Below are 17,845 nucleotides of genomic sequence, written 5' to 3'. Positions count from 1 at the left end.
AATGGTGACAGATCAACGGTTGAGGACGCGGCGCGGCCCCGACCCGGCCCCGGCCCGGAACAGCCCACTCTACCGGGCCGGGTATCCGGAGGTCAGTGCTCCGCTGCGGACGTGACGAGTTCGGTGAGAACGCCGTGGCAGTCCTTGGGGTGCAGGAAGGTGATCCGTGACCCCATGGAACCGGTCCTGGGCTCGTCGTAGAGCACCCTGACGCCCTTGGAACGGATGTCCGCGGCATCCCCGTCGACGTCCGCGGTGCCGAAGGCGATGTGGTGGACCCCCTCCCCGTTCTTGGCCAGCCATTTACCGACGGCCGAGTCCTCGCGGGTGGGTTCCAGGAGCTGGAGGTACGAGGCACCGCCGTCCGAGGTCTCATTGATCTTGAGCATGGCCTCACGCACGCCCTGCTCCTCGTTGACCTCGCAGTGGAAGACTTCGAAGCCGTAGGTGGAACGGTAGAACTCGACGGTGCTGTCGAGGTCGAAACAGGCGATCCCGATGTGGTCGATTCGCGTCAGCATGGACAACAGTGGAGCGTCCCGCCGATGGTTACGCAACGTGCGCGCCGTCACACCCACTGCCGGATGACGGGCGGCGTACCGCTCAGTACATTCGAGTAAACCCTCGTTCACATCTAATCCCAAGGGGCCGTGCCTCATGCCTGGAACGACCGGTACCACCTCAGTGATCGTCGCGGGCGCCCGTACGCCCATGGGCCGCCTCCTCGGCTCCCTGAAGAGCTTCTCCGGAGCCGACCTCGGCGGCTTCGCCATCAAGGCCGCGCTGGACCGGGCCGGCATCGGCGGCGACCAGGTCGAGTACGTGATCATGGGCCAGGTGCTGCAGGCCGGGGCGGGGCAGATCCCGGCGCGCCAGGCGGCGGTCAAGGCCGGCATCCCGATGAACGTCCCCGCGCTCACCGTCAACAAGGTGTGCCTCTCCGGACTCGACGCGATCGCGCTGGCCGACCAGCTGATCCGCGCCGGCGAGTTCGACGTCGTGGTCGCGGGCGGCCAGGAGTCCATGACCAACGCCCCGCACCTGCTCCCCAAGTCCCGCGAGGGCTACAAGTACGGCGCGATCGAGATGCTCGACGCGATGGCGTACGACGGTCTGACCGACGCGTTCGAGAACATCGCGATGGGTGAGTCCACCGAGAAGCACAACACCCGGCTGGGCCTGGCCCGCGCGGACCAGGACGCGATCGCCGCGCTCTCCCATCAGCGTGCCGCCGCCGCCCAGAAGAACGGGCTCTTCGAGGCCGAGATCACCCCGGTCGAGATCCCGCAGCGCAAGGGCGACCCGGTCCTCTTCGCCAAGGACGAGGGCATCCGCGCCGAGACGACCGCCGAATCGCTCGGCAGGCTGCGCCCCGCCTTCACCAAGGACGGCACCATCACGGCGGGCAGCTCGTCACAGATCTCCGACGGCGCCGCCGCGGTCGTCGTGATGAGCAAGGCCAAGGCCGAGGCGCTGGGCCTGGACTGGATCGCCGAGATCGGCGCCCACGGCAATGTGGCGGGCCCGGACAACTCGCTCCAGTCGCAGCCGTCCAACGCGATCAGGCACGCGCTGAAGAAGGAGGGCATCGGCGTCGAGGACCTGGACCTCATCGAGATCAACGAGGCGTTCGCGGCCGTCGCCGTCCAGTCGATGAAGGACCTCGGAGTCACCCCGGAAAAGGTGAACGTCAACGGCGGCGCCATCGCACTGGGTCACCCGATCGGGATGTCCGGCGCCCGTGTCGTGCTGCACCTCGCGCTGGAACTGAAGCGGCGCGGCGGCGGCACGGGTGCGGCGGCGCTGTGCGGCGGCGGCGGTCAGGGCGACGCGCTGATCATCCGCGTTCCGGGCAAGTAGTCCTCGTACCCACGCACAGAGCGAACCGAACGGAGCGGTAATGGTGGACGTCCCCACCCTGGTCGAGCAGGCCCGTGAGGGCCGGCCGCGGGCCGTGGCCCGGCTCATCTCGCTGGTGGAGGGGGCGTCGCCGCAGCTCCGCGAGGTGATGGCGGCCCTGGCGCCGCTGGCCGGGAACGCGTACGTCGTCGGGCTCACCGGTTCACCGGGGGTCGGCAAGTCGACCTCGACCTCCGCGCTCGTCTCGGCGTACCGGCGGACCGGCAAACGGGTCGGTGTCCTGGCCGTCGATCCGTCGTCGCCGTTCTCCGGCGGCGCGCTCCTCGGCGACCGGGTCCGAATGTCGGAGCACGCCTCCGACCCCGGCGTCTACATCCGGTCCATGGCCACCCGCGGACATCTCGGCGGGCTCGCCTGGTCGGCGCCGCAGGCCATCCGGGTGCTGGACGCGGCCGGCTGCGACGTGATCCTGGTGGAGACGGTCGGTGTGGGCCAGTCGGAGGTGGAGATCGCCGCCCAGGCCGACACCTGCGTCGTCCTGCTCGCCCCCGGCATGGGTGACGGCATCCAGGCGGCGAAGGCCGGAATCCTGGAGATCGGTGACGTGTATGTCGTCAACAAGGCCGACCGGGACGGCGCCGACGCCACTGCACGCGAGCTCAACCACATGCTGGGCCTGGGCGAGGCCCGCGGCCCCGGCGACTGGCGCCCGCCGATCGTGAAGACGGTCGCCGCCCGCGGCGAGGGCATCGACGAGGTCGTCGAGGCGCTGGAGAAGCACCGGGCCTGGATGGAGGAGCACGGCGTCCTGGCCGAGCGCCGCACGGCGCGCGCGGCGGGCGAGGTCGAGACGATCGCGGTCACCCGTCTGCGCGAACGCATCGGTGACCTCCACGGCGACCGACGCCTCGACGCCCTGGCCGAACGCATCGTGGCCGGCCGCCTCGACCCGTACGCGGCAGCCGACGAACTCGTCGCGGGAATCACGAACGGGGCCTGACGGGAAGTTCCCGACGGACACGGGGTGTGCGGCCGGTGTGCGGCCGCCGCACACCCCGCCCCGGCTCCGTGCGCGGCCTGCGGCACCCTTCGCCGTCACGGCCTGTGGCCGGTGCTCTCCGGATACGCCCCCTGATCAGTCGTCGTGCCCGTGCCCGTGCCCGCGGTCGTCGTTGTTGTCGTCGCCGTGGTGCCGGTCTTCGCCCGGACGGTCGGCGGCGACCCGGGCGCTCCTCGCGTCCACGTCCAGCTCGTGCCGCCTGCCGTCCCGGCCCGTGACGCCGACCTCCCAGTGCACGGCGCCGTACCCGCTGTCCGCGCCGTCCAGTTCGATCGAGGTGACCGTGCCCGGCGCCGAGCGCAGGGCGGCGTCCACCGCTGCGGCGAGCGAAACCGACGCCGGCCGAGGGGCGCTCCGGCCGTCGTCGGACCGATGACTGCCGAGCACCTTCCCGCTGCCGGCGTCGACGGTCACGTCGTGCCGGTTCCGGTCGGAGCCGTACACGTCGACCTTCCAGACCGTCGTGCCGCCGGCGTCGTCCAGTTCGGCCTCGGTGACCTTGCCGGGGACCGCCTTGACGGCCGCCGCCACGGCGTCGCCGACGCGGACCCGCGCGGACCCGGTGGCGGTGGTGGCGGCACCGGGGTCCTCCCGGCGGTCGTCGCTGCGGTCGTTGCTCCGGTGGTTGCTCGGGTCGTCGCTCCGGCTGTTCCGGTGGTCGTCCTGGCCGTGGTCGTCGGTGAGGGCGACGGCCGTGGCGGTCCCGCCGCCGATGAGTACGGCCGCGGTGACGGCCGCGATGGCGATCCTGCGCTGCATGAGGGTTCCTCCTCCGTCGAGTGGCCGGTGTGCCACGACGTCCACACTGCGGCGGCGATGCTGAACGCAGCCTGAAGCGACCTGAAGACGCCTTCAGGTTCGGTTTGCCACTCTGTGCGTATGCGCCTGTTGATCGTGGAGGACGAGAAGAGGCTGGCGAGGTCCCTGGCCGGGGGGCTCACCGCCGAGGGTTTCGCCGTGGATGTCGTGCACGACGGCCTGGAGGGGCTGCACCGGGCGGGCGAGGGCGTGTACGACCTCGTGGTCCTCGACATCATGCTGCCGGGGATGAACGGTTACCGGGTCTGCGCCGCCCTGCGCGCCGCCGGTCACGACGTGCCGATCCTGATGCTGACCGCGAAGGACGGGGAGTACGACGAGGCGGAGGGGCTCGACACCGGCGCCGACGACTATCTGACCAAGCCCTTCTCCTACGTGGTGCTGGTCGCCCGGATCCGCGCGCTGCTGCGGCGACGCGGCGGTTCGGCCTCGCCCGTGATCGCCGTCGGCGGGCTGCGGATGGACACCGCGGCCCGCCGGCTCCATGTCGGCGAGGACGAAGTCCCGCTCACCGCGAAGGAGTTCGCCGTGCTGGAACAACTGGCGCTGCGGGCGGGCCAGGTGGTGAGCAAGGCGGACATCCTGGAGCACGTCTGGGACTTCGCTTACGACGGCGACCCGAACATCGTCGAGGTCTACGTGAGCACGCTGCGGCGCAAGCTCGGTGCGGCGTCCATCCGTACGGTGCGGGGAGCCGGCTACCGGCTGGAGGCGCTGTGAGATCGGTACGGGCCAGGGCCGCGCTCGGCGCCACGGTGGTGGTCGCGGTCGCGCTGATCGGCGCCGGACTCGCCGTACTCCTGGTGCTGCGCGCCAATCTGACCGACCAGGCGGGCCTGCAGGCGGAGGTGGCGGCTCGGGAGGTCGCCGGGCAGCTGGCCCTCGACGTCCCGTACACCGGACTCGACCTGCCCGACGCGAGGGAGCACCCGGTCCAGGTGACCGACGAGGACGGGCGGCTGGTCGCCGCGTCCGAGGACCTGGAGGCGGTCACCGGGACCGGCACGGACCGGGTCGTGCCCGTTCCGTCGGCCGCCCCCGGGAGCTCCGACGACCACGGTTCCGACGACGACGACGGCGGCGGCGACCGGCACGGCGGTGACCGCAACCGCGGCGACGACGACGCGGACACCCCCGGGCGCGGTGAAGTCGCCACCGACGAACCGGATTTCACCAACGGCACCGCCACGGTCACGGGCGGCGCCGCCGACTACCGCTTCGCCGCCGTCTCCGCGACCACCGGCGCCGGTGTCACCCTGACCGTCCACGCGGGCGCCCCGCTCGCCACCGAGCAGGAGGCGGTGGGCAGTGTGCGCGCCGCGATGCTGATCGGGCTCCCGGTGATGCTGCTGGTCGTCGCCGCCGTGACCTGGCTGGTGACCCGGCGCGCGCTGCGGCCCGTCGAGGGCATCCGGGCGGAGATGGCCGCGATCACGGCGTCGGCGGATCTGTCCCGGCGGGTGCCGGAGCCCGGTTCGCGCGACGAGATCGCCCGGCTGGCCCGTACCACCAACGAGACCCTGACCGCGCTGGAGGCCTCGGTCGAGCGGCAGCGCCGCTTCGTCGCGGACGCCTCGCACGAGCTGCGCAGCCCGATCGCCTCCCTGCGTACCCAGCTGGAGGTCGGCGCCGCCCATCCGGGGCTGCTGGACGTGCCGGGCGCGGTCGCCGACACCGTACGGCTCCAGGTGCTGGCCGCCGATCTGCTTCTGCTGGCGCGCCTGGACGCGGGGGAGCGGCCGGGGAGCTCACGGCTCGACCTGGGCGCACTGGTCCGTGAGGAGGTCTCGCAGCGCACCGGCGACCGGATCCCGGTGACGGTGGCCGTGCCGGACCCGGGGCCGCTGGAGGTCGCCGGTTCGCGCGGGCAGCTGGCGCGGGTGATCGGCAATCTGCTGGACAACGCCCAACGTCACGCGGAGCGTTCGGTCGTGGTCTCGGCCGCCGTGGAGCGCGGCGCCGTGGTCGTGGCGGTCGCCGACGACGGGGCGGGCGTCCCGGAGCCCGAACGCGAGCGCATCTTCGGACGCTTCGTCCGCCTGGACGACGCCCGCAGCCGGGACGAGGGCGGCGCGGGTCTGGGCCTCGCCATCGCGAGGGACGTGGCCCACCGGCACCGGGGCACCCTCACGGTGACCCGGGCGGCAGCGGGCGGGGCCCGCTTCGAACTGCGCCTGCCGCACCCGAGCCCGCCCGGCGGCTGAGGACGGATGTCCGCACCCGGTGCGGCGCAGGGCCGTTCGCGGACGCGTGCCCGCCGGCGTTACGGCTTGCCGCGCCGTCCCCGCAGGTGCTCCGCGACCGGTGTCAGCGCCGCGTGCAGGTCCGCCAGGGCCTCCGGCGTGAGCAGGTCCATGAAGTGCTTGCGCACCGAAGCGACATGGTGCGGAGCGACCTTCCGCATCGTCTCCGCGCCGGCCTCGGTGAGTACCGCGTACAGTCCGCGGCGGTCGGACTCGCAGTTCTCCCGGCGGACCAGCCCCGCCGCCTCCATGCGGGTGATCTGGTGCGAGAGCCTGCTCTTGGACTGCAGGGTGGCCGCGGCCAGGTCGCTCATGCGCATGCGCTGGTCGTCCGACTCCGAGAGGTTCACCAGGATCTCGTAGTCGTTGTTGGTCAGGCCGAACGGCTGGAGGTCCTTCTCCAGCTGGTGCATGAGCAGCCTGCTGACGTCCAGGTGGGTGCGCCAGGCGCACTGCTCCGCGTCGTTCAGCCAGCGGGTGGCCGTCTCGGTCTCCATGTATGAATTCTACCTAAGAAGTTGAAAGCCGGACGAAGTTGAGGGGTGTGACATCCGGCACCGGCCGGGGGTGCCGGCTCCGGGGCCGGGCGCGGACGCTCGGTGTCACACTCCGCAGACTATCGTTCACAAACCGAAGCGCCGCTGGAGGTCCCCCAGCTGACCGGGGAGACGGGGAGCGGCGCCGGGTTGACCCGCGCCGCCGCCGGGCACCCCCGCCGCGTGCGGCACCGCCCCCGTCGGCTGCTCCGCCATCAGGACCTCGGTCGACTGGAGCAGCACCGTGCCGGCGCCGACGAACTCGAACTGGTGCTCCTCGCCCGAGGTCCCGCCGATCCCGGTCAGCGACCGGAGCCCGCCCATCACACCCGTCATGTAGCCGTGGTCGTAGTGGTGGCACGGCGAGGGGCAGTCCGCCCAGCCCACCAGCGCCTGCGGATCGACGCGCAGCGGCGGCTCCATGAAGACCACGGGCCCGTTGGACGCGGCCACGAACTTCCCCGTCCCGATCAGCGTCAGGAAGCCCGGCACGATCGACTGCTTCAGCGCCAGCGTCGGCTGGTACGCGAGCAGGTTGCCGGACCGGATGGTCAGGTTCCCCTCGTCCAGGTCGTACGAGTTGACGTCGAAGGCCCGGTCGGCGAGCAGCATCTTGCCGCTGCCCTCGGCCACCACCCAGTCGGCGGCGTGCAGCGGTGAGTGGAAGCTCGTACGGATCAGCCGCTCGAAGCGGCCGTGACCGATGCCGTTGAACTCGATCCGCCCGTAGTAGGCGATCATCTTGCCCTTCTGCAGGAACCACCGGCTCCCCTTGAGCTCGACGCAGAAGGTGTACGGGTTGACGTTGTCGTCCGACGGCAGGGTCGTCGGATCGAAGATCACGGGCGTGCTCACAGCTTCTCCTCCGAGGCCTGGACGTACACGGCGCCGCTGCCGCTGAGCTCCAGCTGGAACGCCTCGCCGGAGCCGCGCCCCACCATGTCGCGCCAGCCGAGCGCGGTGGAGAGCTTGTTGCGTACGTCGCCGTGGTGCGCGACATAGGCCTGCGGGTCCACATGCACCTCGCGCCCCGGGACGATCGGCAGCTCGATCACGCCGCCGTGCGCCATCACCGCGACCGCGCCGTGACCCCTGAGCGTGGTGGTGAACAGGCCCTGCCCGGTCACCTGGCCGCGCACCATGCCCATGACCCCGCCCTGCGAGCCCATGAACATCGTGCCCTGCTGCAGCGTTCCGTCGAAGGCGAGCAGCCGGTCGGCCTCGACGTAGAGCGTGTCGCCGGTCAGGTTGATCACCTGGATGTGGTGGCCGCCGTGGCCGAACATCACCGTGCCACTGCCCTCCACCGTCATCAGCGGGGTCGCCTCGCCCGCCATCCGCCGGCCGATCATCGACATCACGCCGCCCTGGCCGCCCTGGATGTTCGGGGTGAACGACACCTCGCCGCGGTACGCGAGCATGGCCCCGCGCTGGCTGAACATCTTCTGGCCGGGGACCACCGTCGCCTCGACCATCTTCGAGTTGATCTCACGGAACGGCATCAGACATCGCCCCCGATGGTGTTCCGTTCGCTCGGCTGTACGTAGACGAGCCCTTCGCCCTCGAACCGGATCTGGAACGACTCGCCCGACCCCTCGCCCATCAGCGTCCGGAAGTTGACCCCGGACTGGAAGTGCTGCTGCAGATCGCCCTGATGGGCGACGTACGCGCCCGGGTCGACGAACAGCGGGTACCGGGCCGTCACCCGCAGCACCACGGCCGAACCGTCGGACATGATCGCCGCCTGACCGGTGCCCTCGACGGTGGTGGTGAACAGGCCGTTGCCGGTCGCCCCGCCGCGCAGCCCGGTGAAGGTGGTGCCGGTGCGCAGCCCGGCGTCGGTGCAGAGCAGATTGCTCGCCTCCACGTAGAGCTTCTCGCCCCGCAACGAGACGAGGTTGATCTGGCTGGCGCGGTCGGCGAAGTAACAGGTGCCCTGTCCTGTCACTTCCATCACGGTCATCTGCTCGCCGGTGAGGCGGCGGGTCACCATCCCGCGGATGCCCTCACCGCCGCCGGACATCTTCTTGAACGCCATCCGGCCGTCGTACGCGACCATCGAGCCGTTCTTCGCCTTGACGGCGTCGCCGGTCAGATCGACGGCGAGCGTCCTGCTGCCTTGGAGTCGGAACATTGCCACCCCGCGACGGTAGCGGCACGGGACCCGGTCGGGACAGGGCCCATCGACCTGTCCGCACCCTGAATCGACCCTGATATGCGCCGATACGTTCCGCCGGCCGTCATCGTGCCCCCGCCCCCGGGCCCGCCCGGTGCCGATGCCACAATGGGGATGCTTGTGCCCGCATTCACAAGCTGTCACGACCCTCCCACCGAAGGTGCCCCTGTGGACATCAAGACCGCTACCGCCCTGCACCGGCTGCGCCTCATCTCGATTCCCGAGGCGCTCTCCTTCCCGGCGCTGATCATCTTTGGCTCGATCCTCAGCCGGGTCTCCGACATCGACTTCCTGATGATGCCGCTCGGCGCCCTGCACGGCGTGCTGTTCGTGATCTACGCCGTCCTGCTGCTGGACGTCTGGGCCAAGACCAAGTGGCCCCTGAAGCGCGTGGCGTTCTTCTTCCTGCTCTCGCTGCTGCCGTTCGGCGGGCTGTACGGCGACAAGGTGCTGAAGCGGTACGAGGCCGACGGCGTCATCGCGGCCCGGGCCCGCCGCGAGGGCGTGGTCGGCGCATGATCGTCGCCTTCTCCGTCAGTCCGCTGGGGGTCGGCGAGGACGTCGGCGAGTACGTCGCCGACGCCGTCCGGGTCGTCCGCGAGTCCGGGCTGCCCAACCGTACGGACGCCATGTTCACCTCCGTCGAAGGCGAGTGGGACGAGGTCATGGACGTCGTCAAGCGCGCCGTCGCGGCCGTCGAGGCCCGTGCCGGACGCGTCTCGCTCGTACTGAAGGCCGACATCCGCCCCGGGGTCACCGACGGTCTGACGTCGAAGGTCGAGACGATCGAGCGCCACCTCGCGGACTGACCCGCCCGAACCGCATCCCCGACGGGCCCCCGCGCCGCACGCGCGGGGGCCCGTCGGCGTCCGGGCGCGGGCGCCGGCCCCCCGCACGCGATCCTCGGACCGAAGTTCGAGACGGAGCTGACCGGCATATGACCAGTGGGTAAGGTCGATGCCGTGCCGAAGCCGCTCAGTCTCCCGTTCGACCCCATCGCCCGCGCCGACGAACTCTGGCAGCAGCGCTGGGGTCCGGTCCCCTCGATGGGGGCGATCACCTCGATCATGCGAGCGCAGCAGATCCTGCTCGCCGAGGTCGACGCGGTCGTCAAACCGTACGGCCTGACCTTCGCGCGGTACGAGGCGCTGGTGCTGCTCACCTTCTCCAAGGCCGGTGAGCTGCCGATGTCCAAGATCGGTGAGCGGCTCATGGTCCACCCCACCTCCGTCACGAACACCGTGGACCGGCTGGTGCGGTCCGGCCTGGTCGACAAGCGCCCCAACCCGAACGACGGGCGTGGCACGCTCGCCTCCATCACCGACAAGGGCCGCGAGGTCGTCGAGGCGGCGACCCGGGACCTGGTGGGGATGGAGTTCGGACTCGGGGCGTACGACGCCGAGGAGTGCGCGGAGATCTTCGCGATGCTGCGCCCGCTCAGGATCGCGGCCCGGGACTTCGAGGAGAGCTGAGGGGCGCTGGGCGTGCCGGCCTCGCGTGCCCTGTCACCGTTCCCGGGCTCGCGTCGAGGTCGTCGGCGTCCGTCGGGGCCGCTCCTTCGGGTGGCGCCGGACGGCGGCGGGGCCGCCGCGGGCGCACCGGCCGCCCGCGGCGCCCGAGCCCGCTGCAAGATCGCCCCGGGCGTCCGGTTACGCTCGATGCCATGAAACGCAGTGTGCTGACCCGGTACCGGGTGATGGCCTATGTCACCGCCGTCATGTTGCTGGTGCTCTGCACCTGCATGGTCTTCAAGTACGGCTTCGAGACCGGTGAGGGGCTGACGCTCGTCGTCTCCCAGATCCACGGTGTGCTGTACATCATCTACCTGATCTTCGCCTTCGACCTGGGGTCCAAGGCGAAGTGGCCGCTCGGCAAGCTCCTCTGGGTGCTGATCGCCGGCACGATCCCGACCGCGGCGTTCTTCGTCGAGCGCAAGGTCGTCCGTGAGGTCGAGCCGCTGATCGCGGACGGCTCCCCGGTACCTGTCAAAGCCTGATCCGGCTCCCTCGAACCGCCCCGCGCGAAGCGCCGGGCGGTTTGTTATCGACATTTACTAGGACGTCCTAGTAAATTGGGTTCCATGGACGCTGACGCGATCGAGGAAGGCCGCCGACGCTGGCAGGCCCGTTACGACAAGGCCCGCAAGCGCGACGCGGACTTCACCACACTCTCCGGGGACCCGGTGGAGCCCGCGTACGGCCCCCGCCCCGGGGACACGTACGAGGGCTTCGAGCGGATCGGCTGGCCCGGCGAGTATCCCTTCACCCGGGGTCTCTACCCGACCGGCTACCGCGGCCGCACCTGGACCATCCGCCAGTTCGCCGGTTTCGGCAACGCGGAGCAGACCAACGAGCGGTACAAGATGATCCTGGCCGCGGGCGGCGGCGGGCTCAGTGTCGCCTTCGACATGCCCACGCTGATGGGCCGCGACTCCGACGAGCCGCGCTCGCTCGGTGAGGTCGGGCACTGCGGGGTCGCCATCGACTCCGCCGCCGACATGGAGATCCTCTTCAAGGACATCCCGCTCGGCGACGTCACGACGTCCATGACCATCAGCGGACCCGCCGTACCCGTCTTCTGCATGTACCTGGTCGCCGCCGAGCGGCAGGGCGTCGACCCGGCGGTGCTCAACGGCACGCTCCAGACCGACATCTTCAAGGAGTACATCGCGCAGAAGGAGTGGCTCTTCCAGCCCGAGCCGCACCTGCGCCTCATCGGCGACCTGATGGAGCACTGTGCGCGCGACATCCCCGCGTACAAGCCGCTCTCGGTCTCCGGATACCACATCCGCGAAGCCGGGGCGACGGCCGCGCAGGAGCTCGCGTACACCCTCGCCGACGGCTTCGGGTACGTGGAGCTCGGCCTCTCCCGCGGGCTCGACGTCGACACCTTCGCCCCCGGCCTCTCCTTCTTCTTCGACGCACACCTCGACTTCTTCGAGGAGATCGCCAAGTTCCGCGCCGCCCGCCGGATCTGGGCCCGCTGGATGAAGGAGGTGTACGGGGCGAAGACCGACAAGGCGCAGTGGCTCCGCTTCCACACCCAGACGGCCGGGGTCTCGCTCACCGCGCAGCAGCCCTACAACAACGTCGTCCGCACCGCGGTGGAGGCGCTCTCCGCCGTCCTCGGCGGCACCAACTCGCTGCACACCAACGCCCTCGACGAGACCCTCGCGCTCCCCTCCGAGCAGGCCGCCGAGATCGCGCTGCGCACGCAGCAGGTGCTGATGGAGGAGACCGGCGTCGCCAACGTGGCCGACCCGCTGGGCGGTTCCTGGTACGTGGAGCAGCTCACCGACCGGATCGAGGCCGACGCCGAGAAGATCTTCGACCGGATCAAGGAGCGCGGTACCAGGGCGCACCCGGACGGCCTGCATCCCATCGGCCCCATGACCTCCGGCATCCTGCGCGGCATCGAGGACGGCTGGTTCACCGGCGAGATCGCCGAGTCCGCGTTCCGGTACCAGCAGTCGCTGGAGAAGGGCGACAAGCGGGTCGTCGGCGTCAACGTCCACCACGGCTCGGTCACCGGTGACCTGGAGATCCTGCGGGTCAGCCACGAGGTCGAGCGTGAGCAGGTCCGCGAGCTCGCCGGCCGGAAGGCGGCCCGGGACGACGCCCGGGTCCGCGCCTCGCTGGACGCGATGCTGGCCGCAGCCCGGGACGGCTCGAACATGATCGCGCCGATGCTCGACGCCGTACGGGCCGAGGCGACGCTCGGCGAGATCTGCGGAGTCCTGCGGGACGAGTGGGGCACGTACACCGAGCCGCCGGGCTTCTGACGGGGCGGCAGGCCCTACGCGGCCGCCGCCGCGCCCAGTCCTGCCAGCAGCAGAACGGTGAAGCGCCGGGCCCAGTCCTCGTCGACGGGTTCGGCGCTCACCAGTGTCCGGTGCACCACCGCACCGGCGATCACATCGAAGATCAGATCTGCCGTCGACGCGGCCGCCTCGTCCGTCTCGACAGGCAGCTCGCCGCGTCGCTGCGCCCGCTCCCGCCCCAGCAGCACCAGCCGCTTCTGCCGCTCCACGATCGAATCGCGGATCCGGGCCCGCAGCGCCTCGTCACGGGTGGACTCCGCGACCACCGCCATCAGAGCGGTCCTGGTCTCCGGGCGCTCCAGCAGCGCCGCGAACTGCAGCACCACACCCTGCACATCGGCCGACAGGCTGCCCAGGTCGGGCAGCTCCAGCTCGTCGAAGAGGACCGCGACGGCGTCCACGACCAGCTCGTTCTTGCCCGCCCAGCGCCGGTACAGCGTCGTCTTCGCCACCCCGGCCCGCGTCGCCACGTCCCCCATCGTCAGCTTCGACCAGCCGAGGTCGACCAGGGACGCCCGGCAGGCCTCCAGGATCGCTTCATCGGCCGCGGCGCTGCGAGGTCGTCCCGTTCGGGCGGGATTGGGATGACTGTGGCTCGGCATGCCGTGACCATACCCGCCAGTAGGTAAATCCGGCCGGTCCCGTTCGCCGTGAGACAGATCACCGAAGAGTCCTGTGCGTGAAGGGGGGTGGGCAGTTACGCTACGGCTCGTAGCGTAAGGACGACGGCCCGGCCGGCGTCACGCCACGAGCGAACGACAGCCACAGGCGCCGGGTGGGGACCCGGCGCAGGAACGGGCCCTTCGGGGGCCTTCGGGCCGTGGAAGTCCGTGCGCCCCGCACTCCGGCGGGGTCCCGGACGGAAGCGGTTCCAGGATCGCTTTCCGTAACAGCGTGCCGAGGGGGGAGGATGTACGTATGCAGCCTAGGAACATGTCCATGAGCGGCGTCGTCGACCTCGCCGCGGTGAAGGCGGCCGGCGAGGCCAAGGTGAAGGCGGAGCAGGCTCGTGCCGAGGCCGCCCGACAGGGCGGCGGCGGTGCGGTGTCCCCCTCCTCCCTGGTGATCGACGTCGATGAGGCGGGCTTCGAGGACGATGTCCTCCAGCGCTCGGCCGAGGTCCCCGTCGTCATCGACTTCTGGGCCGAGTGGTGCGAGCCGTGCAAGCAGCTGGGCCCGCTCCTGGAGCGCCTGGCACGTGAGTACAACGGCCGCTTCGTACTGGCCAAGGTCGATGTCGACGCCAATCAGATGCTGATGCAGCAGTTCGGCATCCAGGGCATCCCGGCGGTCTTCGCCGTCGTCGCCGGACAGGCGCTCCCGCTCTTCCAGGGGGCGGCCCCCGAGGCCCAGATCCGGCAGACGCTGGACCAGCTGATCCAGGTCGGCGAGGAGCGGTTCGGACTCACCGGGATCACGGTCGACCCGGATGCCGACGGACCGGACGCCGCCGCGCAGGAACCGGCCGAGGTGCCCGCGGGACCGCACGACGCACTGCTCGAGGCGGCCGTACGGGCGCTGGACGCGGGGGACTTCGGCGGCGCCGTGCAGGCGTACCGGAACGTGCTCGCCGACGACCCGGCCAACAGCGAGGCCAAGCTGGGCCTGGCCCAGGCCGAACTGCTGGGCAGGGTCAAGGAGATGGACCCGCAGCAGGTCCGCCAGGACGCCGCCGAGAAGCCGGCCGACGTGGCGGCGCAGATCGCCGCCGCCGATCTGGATCTGGTCGGCGGTCATGTCGAGGACGCCTTCGGTCGGCTGGTCGAGACGGTGCGCCGGAATTTCGGCGACGACCGGGACCGCGCGCGGCTGCGGCTGCTGGAGCTGTTCGACGTGATCGGTCCCGACGACCCGCGCGTCGGCGCCGCGCGTACGGCACTGGCCCGCGTCTTGTTCTGATGTGACAACGCGGCCGCGGCGCCCCGGTGGTGCTGCGGCCGTTTTCGCCGCCCGGCGACAAGAGTAGGCCTTGCTTTACCAAATCTTGATAAAAGCACGGCCTGTTACTCGCAGTAAATCGCGCACTGGGATCTGTCCGCTTAAGGACCCCAATTCTCCGTTTCCTCCGCGTGTTCCCTGCCACCCTGTGTGGCCGGGTGACGCCGCCCTGTCGCGCCTTGGTTATCGGGCCGTTACTAGCCAGTAACGAACCCCCTTGTGTCATGGCCGCGAATGGACCACGATCGGCCACGCTCGGTCCAATGACGCCAGCCCGACGGCCAGTCGGCGTGGCGGCCGAATTGGTTCCCCACCGAGTGGGCCGGCGGCAGTGGCGCCGGCCGCGGACAGGGGGGTTCCTGCCGACCGGCAGGGCCTGTCCGGCCAGGTTGCGCGAACGCGTGGCCAGTGGTTGTCGCTCGGGGGTGATCGTCGGTGGTTCGGACGCGGTTCACGTCTCCGGTCGCGGCGCTCTCCTATCCGAGGACGTAGCACTTCTCCCATCCCAGGACGGGCCCTCGCCCGGACCGGAGATGTACGTCCGAGAAGGAGGAAAATAATGAGTTCCCAGGTTCGCGGTGGCACCAGATGGAAGCGTTTCGCTCTGGTCATGGTGCCGAGCGTCGTCGCGACCGCCGCGGTGGGTGTCGGTCTCGCGCAGGGCGCCCTCGCGGCGTCGTTCAGCGTGTCCGGCCAGAGCTTCAAGGTGCGTGCGGACAGTCTCGTCGGCCACAACTTCGTGCAGTACGGCAGCGTGGCCACCGGCACGGACCCCCAGGGCACGAACGGGGCGCACGCCGTGGCCGTGTCCGGCTTCAGCGATGCCACGATCACCAACATGTGCCAGTCGGTGGTCACGCCGAACCTTCCGTTCGGCCTCGGCACCGTCACGCTGGTGCTGAACGCGGGTACGGATCCGAAGAAGCCCGTCCAGGCGACCAATCTGTACCTGGACGTCGCCGAGCTCGACGCGGACGCCGAGTTCAAGAACATCGACATCGGTGTTGCTGCGGGTTCCCTCCAGAACCCGAACAACCCTGATTCGATCGGCATCCAGCCTCGTACCCAGGCGAACCCGAACGGCTTCGCACAGCGCGCCGACGAAGCCAAGCTGACCAACGTGAAGCAGACGGCGTGGGCGACCACTGCCGGCACCTTCAAGCTCAGCAACCTGAGCCTGCGGTTGAAGTCGGGCACCCAGGAGTGCTACTAGCACTCGCCCGGGCGGCCGGAGTGTCCCTAGGGGTCTCCGGCCGCCCCACCTTGTCTTTTCTCACAGCAGTACCGGTTCCAGGGAGCTGTTTTCCATGAGCCCCGAGTCCACAGGGCAGAACGAGCACTACCTCCGCGTCTTCCGGCGGGGATTCCGCACCTGGCGGGGTAACCGGCCGTTCTGGGCGGGCCTGTTCACCATGGTGGGTGGTCTACCCATCGCGTACTTTCCGTACGCCAACATGCACCTCGGCAACGTCACGCTGGCGATGTCCACGACCGCCGGTGCGGGATCGCTGATCATCGGGATCCTGCTGGTCACGCTGGGCCTCACGATGTGGTTCCACCACATCGTGAGAGTGTTCGCCGGAGTTGCCGCGATCCTGTTGGCGCTGATCTCCATACCGGTGGCCAACATCGGCGGATTCCTGATCGGTTTCCTGTTCTCCCTGCTCGGTGGAGCGCTCTCCATCTCCTGGGCCCCGGGCGAGCCGAAGCCCGACACCGTGGATGCCGGTGCGGAAGGCCAGACGTCCGAGGGCCCCGGTTTCGGGACGAAGGAGCCCGAACCCGAGTTCCACGGCATGGCAGCGGGGCCCCAGCAGCCGGAGAAGTACGACACGACAGTTGAGGTCGACGGCGGGAGGCATCGTGCGGGGTGACGAGACGCAGCTGAACTCGACCGGGGAGGACCTCCGGGCGAGAAGCGGACCGCGCCACGCGGCCCCCAGGAAGTCGTTGCTGACGAAGCTGCACATACCCGCCGGCAAGGCATTTGCCCTCGCTGCGATGCCGACGGCCGTCTTCGTGGGTATGGGGCTCACCCCCAGGCTCGCGCTGGCCGACGACAGCACGGACATTCCCTTCGCACCCGGCCCCTGCGTGACCCGCTCCGACGAGCCGAGCGAATCGCCGTCCCCGTCCGCATCGGAGACGAAGTCGCCGTCCCCGTCCGCCACCGATTCCGGTGGCAAGGGCGACACGGCGACGCCGAAGCCCTCGGCGACCCCGTCGGCGAGCGACGCGGCGAAGCCGGAGACGAAAGCCGCCGACACCCCCGCCGCAGCGCCGAGCGCCTCGCCCACGAAGTCGACGAACCCGCTCGACCCGCTGGGCGTGGGCGACGCACTCAAGGACCTCTTGGACGGACCGGACAAGGAGACGGCGAGCCCGTCCCCGAGCGCCACCACCGCGTCCTCGGAGCCGTCGGACAGCGCGAAGGACGAGTCCACGGCGAACCCCGCCGACAAGCCCGTCTCCAAGGTGACGGACGCCGTGAAGGGCACGGTCGACAAGACCGCCGACGCCATACGCGACGCGGCCGGCAAGGCCGGCAAGTCGGTCGAGGAGCTCGACGAGAGCGCCAAGGGACTCGACCCCAAGAAGGACGAGGACATCCCGGACGGCGCCAAGCAGCCGTTCCCGTGCCCCACCGCCGACCCCGAGGCGCTGGCCGCGGCCGACCTGGAGCAGGGCATCCCCAAGCTCCCGAACCGGCCGTGGATCCTGGAGAGTTCGCTCCTCACCCTGAGCGGGCTCGACTACAAGGGCATCGTCGAGGTGGAGAAGGGCGACGGCACCACGAAGAAGGTGCTGAAGTTCACCGCCTCGTCGGTCGACATCAAGGACCTGCACCAGCTGACCGAGGGGCCCGCCGGCAGCACCGGCCACGTCCAGGCGCGGAAGGGCTCCACGTCCACCATCCGCAACGGCACGGTGACGATGTACACGGAGGAACTGAAGGGGAACCTCTTCGGCCTCATCCCGATCACGTTCAGCCCCCAGACCCCGCCGCCGGTGAACGTACCGTTCGCCTTCTTCACCAACGTGAAGGTCACCCAGGCCGGCCAGTTCGGCGGCACGCTCACGGTACCCGGCCTGCACAACTACTTCACCGGCGCCAACAGTTAGTGCCCCTCCCGGCAGTCTCTGCCCCGTCGCGCCGTCCAGCACGCACGCTCGCCGCGTCGGCCGAGAGCCCTGGTAGCTCCTTCCCCGAGCTCTCGGCTTCGTTCGAGCGGGGGAGACCCCATCCAGGGACTTCCGGCCGCCTTGTGATCGCACGCACCGGACGACGCTCCTTCCGGGCAGACGTTGCCGGTCACGGCACTGGCCGACACCGACCCGTTCGGGAGCCGCACAACGGCCGTGGCCCGCCCCCCCGTCGAAGGGGGTGCGGGC

General features: G+C 70.4%; 20 protein-coding genes. 13 read left to right on the top strand and 7 right to left on the bottom strand.

The genetic code is table 11. From position 1 onward, the window contains the following. Window positions 1–92: 92 nt before the first annotated feature. Window positions 93–521 carry a methylmalonyl-CoA epimerase gene (mce, locus tag ACFVXE_RS11045; RefSeq protein WP_389670744.1) on the bottom strand — a complete coding sequence of 143 codons (429 nt, stop codon included), beginning with the start codon at window positions 519–521 and terminating at the stop codon, window positions 93–95. A gap of 136 nt (window positions 522–657) precedes the next feature. Here mce and ACFVXE_RS11040 point away from each other — a divergent pair, with 136 nt between their 5' ends. Next, window positions 658–1,860 (top strand): acetyl-CoA C-acetyltransferase, encoded by a 1,203-nt coding sequence (locus tag ACFVXE_RS11040; protein WP_389670743.1) that lies wholly within the window; start codon window positions 658–660, stop codon window positions 1,858–1,860. A gap of 40 nt (window positions 1,861–1,900) precedes the next feature. Beyond that, window positions 1,901–2,860 (top strand): methylmalonyl Co-A mutase-associated GTPase MeaB, encoded by a 960-nt coding sequence (gene meaB, locus ACFVXE_RS11035; protein WP_389670742.1) that lies wholly within the window; start codon window positions 1,901–1,903, stop codon window positions 2,858–2,860. Window positions 2,861–2,995: 135 nt separating this feature from the next. Here the strand turns inward: meaB and ACFVXE_RS11030 are convergent, their stop codons facing one another. Further along, a complete protein-coding gene (locus ACFVXE_RS11030; protein ID WP_389670741.1) occupies window positions 2,996–3,679 on the bottom strand; it encodes a PepSY domain-containing protein in 684 nt (227 codons plus the stop codon). A 120-nt stretch (window positions 3,680–3,799) separates the two neighbouring features. Between ACFVXE_RS11030 and ACFVXE_RS11025 the strand changes: the two genes are divergently transcribed. After that, window positions 3,800–4,459 carry a response regulator transcription factor gene (locus tag ACFVXE_RS11025; RefSeq protein ID WP_389670740.1) on the top strand — a complete coding sequence of 220 codons (660 nt, stop codon included), beginning with the start codon at window positions 3,800–3,802 and terminating at the stop codon, window positions 4,457–4,459. Next, on the top strand, window positions 4,456–5,943 hold the full coding sequence (locus tag ACFVXE_RS11020) for an ATP-binding protein (RefSeq protein WP_389670739.1): 1,488 nt from the start codon (window positions 4,456–4,458) through the stop codon (window positions 5,941–5,943). The genes ACFVXE_RS11025 and ACFVXE_RS11020 overlap by 4 nt, the downstream gene beginning before the upstream one ends. 59 nt (window positions 5,944–6,002) lie before the next feature. Here the strand turns inward: ACFVXE_RS11020 and ACFVXE_RS11015 are convergent, their stop codons facing one another. From ACFVXE_RS11015 to ACFVXE_RS11000, 4 genes are all read right to left on the bottom strand, one after another. Further along, window positions 6,003–6,479, bottom strand: coding sequence for a MarR family winged helix-turn-helix transcriptional regulator (locus tag ACFVXE_RS11015; protein WP_389670738.1), 477 nt, complete (start codon window positions 6,477–6,479; stop codon window positions 6,003–6,005). A gap of 126 nt (window positions 6,480–6,605) precedes the next feature. After that, entirely contained in the window at window positions 6,606–7,373 is a 768-nt protein-coding gene (locus ACFVXE_RS11010; RefSeq protein WP_389670737.1) for an AIM24 family protein, read from the bottom strand. Continuing rightward, window positions 7,370–8,020 (bottom strand): AIM24 family protein, encoded by a 651-nt coding sequence (locus tag ACFVXE_RS11005; RefSeq protein WP_389670736.1) that lies wholly within the window; start codon window positions 8,018–8,020, stop codon window positions 7,370–7,372. Before ACFVXE_RS11005 ends, ACFVXE_RS11010 begins: the two co-directional genes overlap by 4 nt. Continuing rightward, window positions 8,020–8,652 (bottom strand): AIM24 family protein, encoded by a 633-nt coding sequence (locus tag ACFVXE_RS11000; protein WP_389670784.1) that lies wholly within the window; start codon window positions 8,650–8,652, stop codon window positions 8,020–8,022. Before ACFVXE_RS11000 ends, ACFVXE_RS11005 begins: the two co-directional genes overlap by 1 nt. A 210-nt stretch (window positions 8,653–8,862) precedes the next feature. Here ACFVXE_RS11000 and ACFVXE_RS10995 point away from each other — a divergent pair, with 210 nt between their 5' ends. From ACFVXE_RS10995 to ACFVXE_RS10975, 5 genes are all read left to right on the top strand, one after another. Continuing rightward, window positions 8,863–9,213 (top strand): DUF3817 domain-containing protein, encoded by a 351-nt coding sequence (locus tag ACFVXE_RS10995; protein WP_389670735.1) that lies wholly within the window; start codon window positions 8,863–8,865, stop codon window positions 9,211–9,213. Continuing rightward, window positions 9,210–9,503 carry an MTH1187 family thiamine-binding protein gene (locus ACFVXE_RS10990; RefSeq protein WP_389670734.1) on the top strand — a complete coding sequence of 98 codons (294 nt, stop codon included), beginning with the start codon at window positions 9,210–9,212 and terminating at the stop codon, window positions 9,501–9,503. Before ACFVXE_RS10995 ends, ACFVXE_RS10990 begins: the two co-directional genes overlap by 4 nt. 153 nt (window positions 9,504–9,656) lie before the next feature. Further along, the gene (locus ACFVXE_RS10985) at window positions 9,657–10,166 is read left to right on the top strand and encodes a MarR family winged helix-turn-helix transcriptional regulator (protein ID WP_389670733.1); all 510 of its coding nucleotides are present in this window, start codon (window positions 9,657–9,659) and stop codon (window positions 10,164–10,166) included. Between the two features lie 191 nt (window positions 10,167–10,357). Then, on the top strand, window positions 10,358–10,690 hold the full coding sequence (locus tag ACFVXE_RS10980) for a DUF3817 domain-containing protein (RefSeq protein ID WP_389670732.1): 333 nt from the start codon (window positions 10,358–10,360) through the stop codon (window positions 10,688–10,690). Between the two features lie 84 nt (window positions 10,691–10,774). Next, entirely contained in the window at window positions 10,775–12,475 is a 1,701-nt protein-coding gene (locus ACFVXE_RS10975; RefSeq protein ID WP_389670731.1) for a methylmalonyl-CoA mutase, read from the top strand. 14 nt (window positions 12,476–12,489) lie between these two features. Here the strand turns inward: ACFVXE_RS10975 and ACFVXE_RS10970 are convergent, their stop codons facing one another. Then, window positions 12,490–13,116 (bottom strand): TetR/AcrR family transcriptional regulator, encoded by a 627-nt coding sequence (locus ACFVXE_RS10970; protein WP_389670730.1) that lies wholly within the window; start codon window positions 13,114–13,116, stop codon window positions 12,490–12,492. 316 nt (window positions 13,117–13,432) lie between these two features. On the opposite strand from ACFVXE_RS10970, the gene ACFVXE_RS10965 reads away from it, so the two are divergent. The 4 genes from ACFVXE_RS10965 (at window position 13,433) to ACFVXE_RS10950 (ending at window position 17,575) form a co-directional block, all read left to right on the top strand. After that, the gene (locus ACFVXE_RS10965) at window positions 13,433–14,413 is read left to right on the top strand and encodes a tetratricopeptide repeat protein (RefSeq protein WP_389670729.1); all 981 of its coding nucleotides are present in this window, start codon (window positions 13,433–13,435) and stop codon (window positions 14,411–14,413) included. A gap of 598 nt (window positions 14,414–15,011) precedes the next feature. Then, window positions 15,012–15,665 carry a DUF6230 family protein gene (locus ACFVXE_RS10960; RefSeq protein ID WP_389670728.1) on the top strand — a complete coding sequence of 218 codons (654 nt, stop codon included), beginning with the start codon at window positions 15,012–15,014 and terminating at the stop codon, window positions 15,663–15,665. A 94-nt stretch (window positions 15,666–15,759) separates the two neighbouring features. After that, entirely contained in the window at window positions 15,760–16,326 is a 567-nt protein-coding gene (locus tag ACFVXE_RS10955) for a DUF6114 domain-containing protein (RefSeq protein ID WP_389670727.1), read from the top strand. After that, the gene (locus tag ACFVXE_RS10950) at window positions 16,316–17,575 is read left to right on the top strand and encodes a hypothetical protein (RefSeq protein ID WP_389670726.1); all 1,260 of its coding nucleotides are present in this window, start codon (window positions 16,316–16,318) and stop codon (window positions 17,573–17,575) included. The genes ACFVXE_RS10955 and ACFVXE_RS10950 overlap by 11 nt, the downstream gene beginning before the upstream one ends. Window positions 17,576–17,845: the final 270 nt, after the last annotated feature.

This window comes from Streptomyces sp. NPDC058231, from assembly GCF_042882275.1.
Taxonomy (GTDB): Bacteria; Actinomycetota; Actinomycetes; order Streptomycetales; family Streptomycetaceae; genus Streptomyces.
The sequence above is the reverse complement of the archived record's forward strand: the minus strand, read 5'-3'. Positions and strand labels throughout refer to the sequence as shown.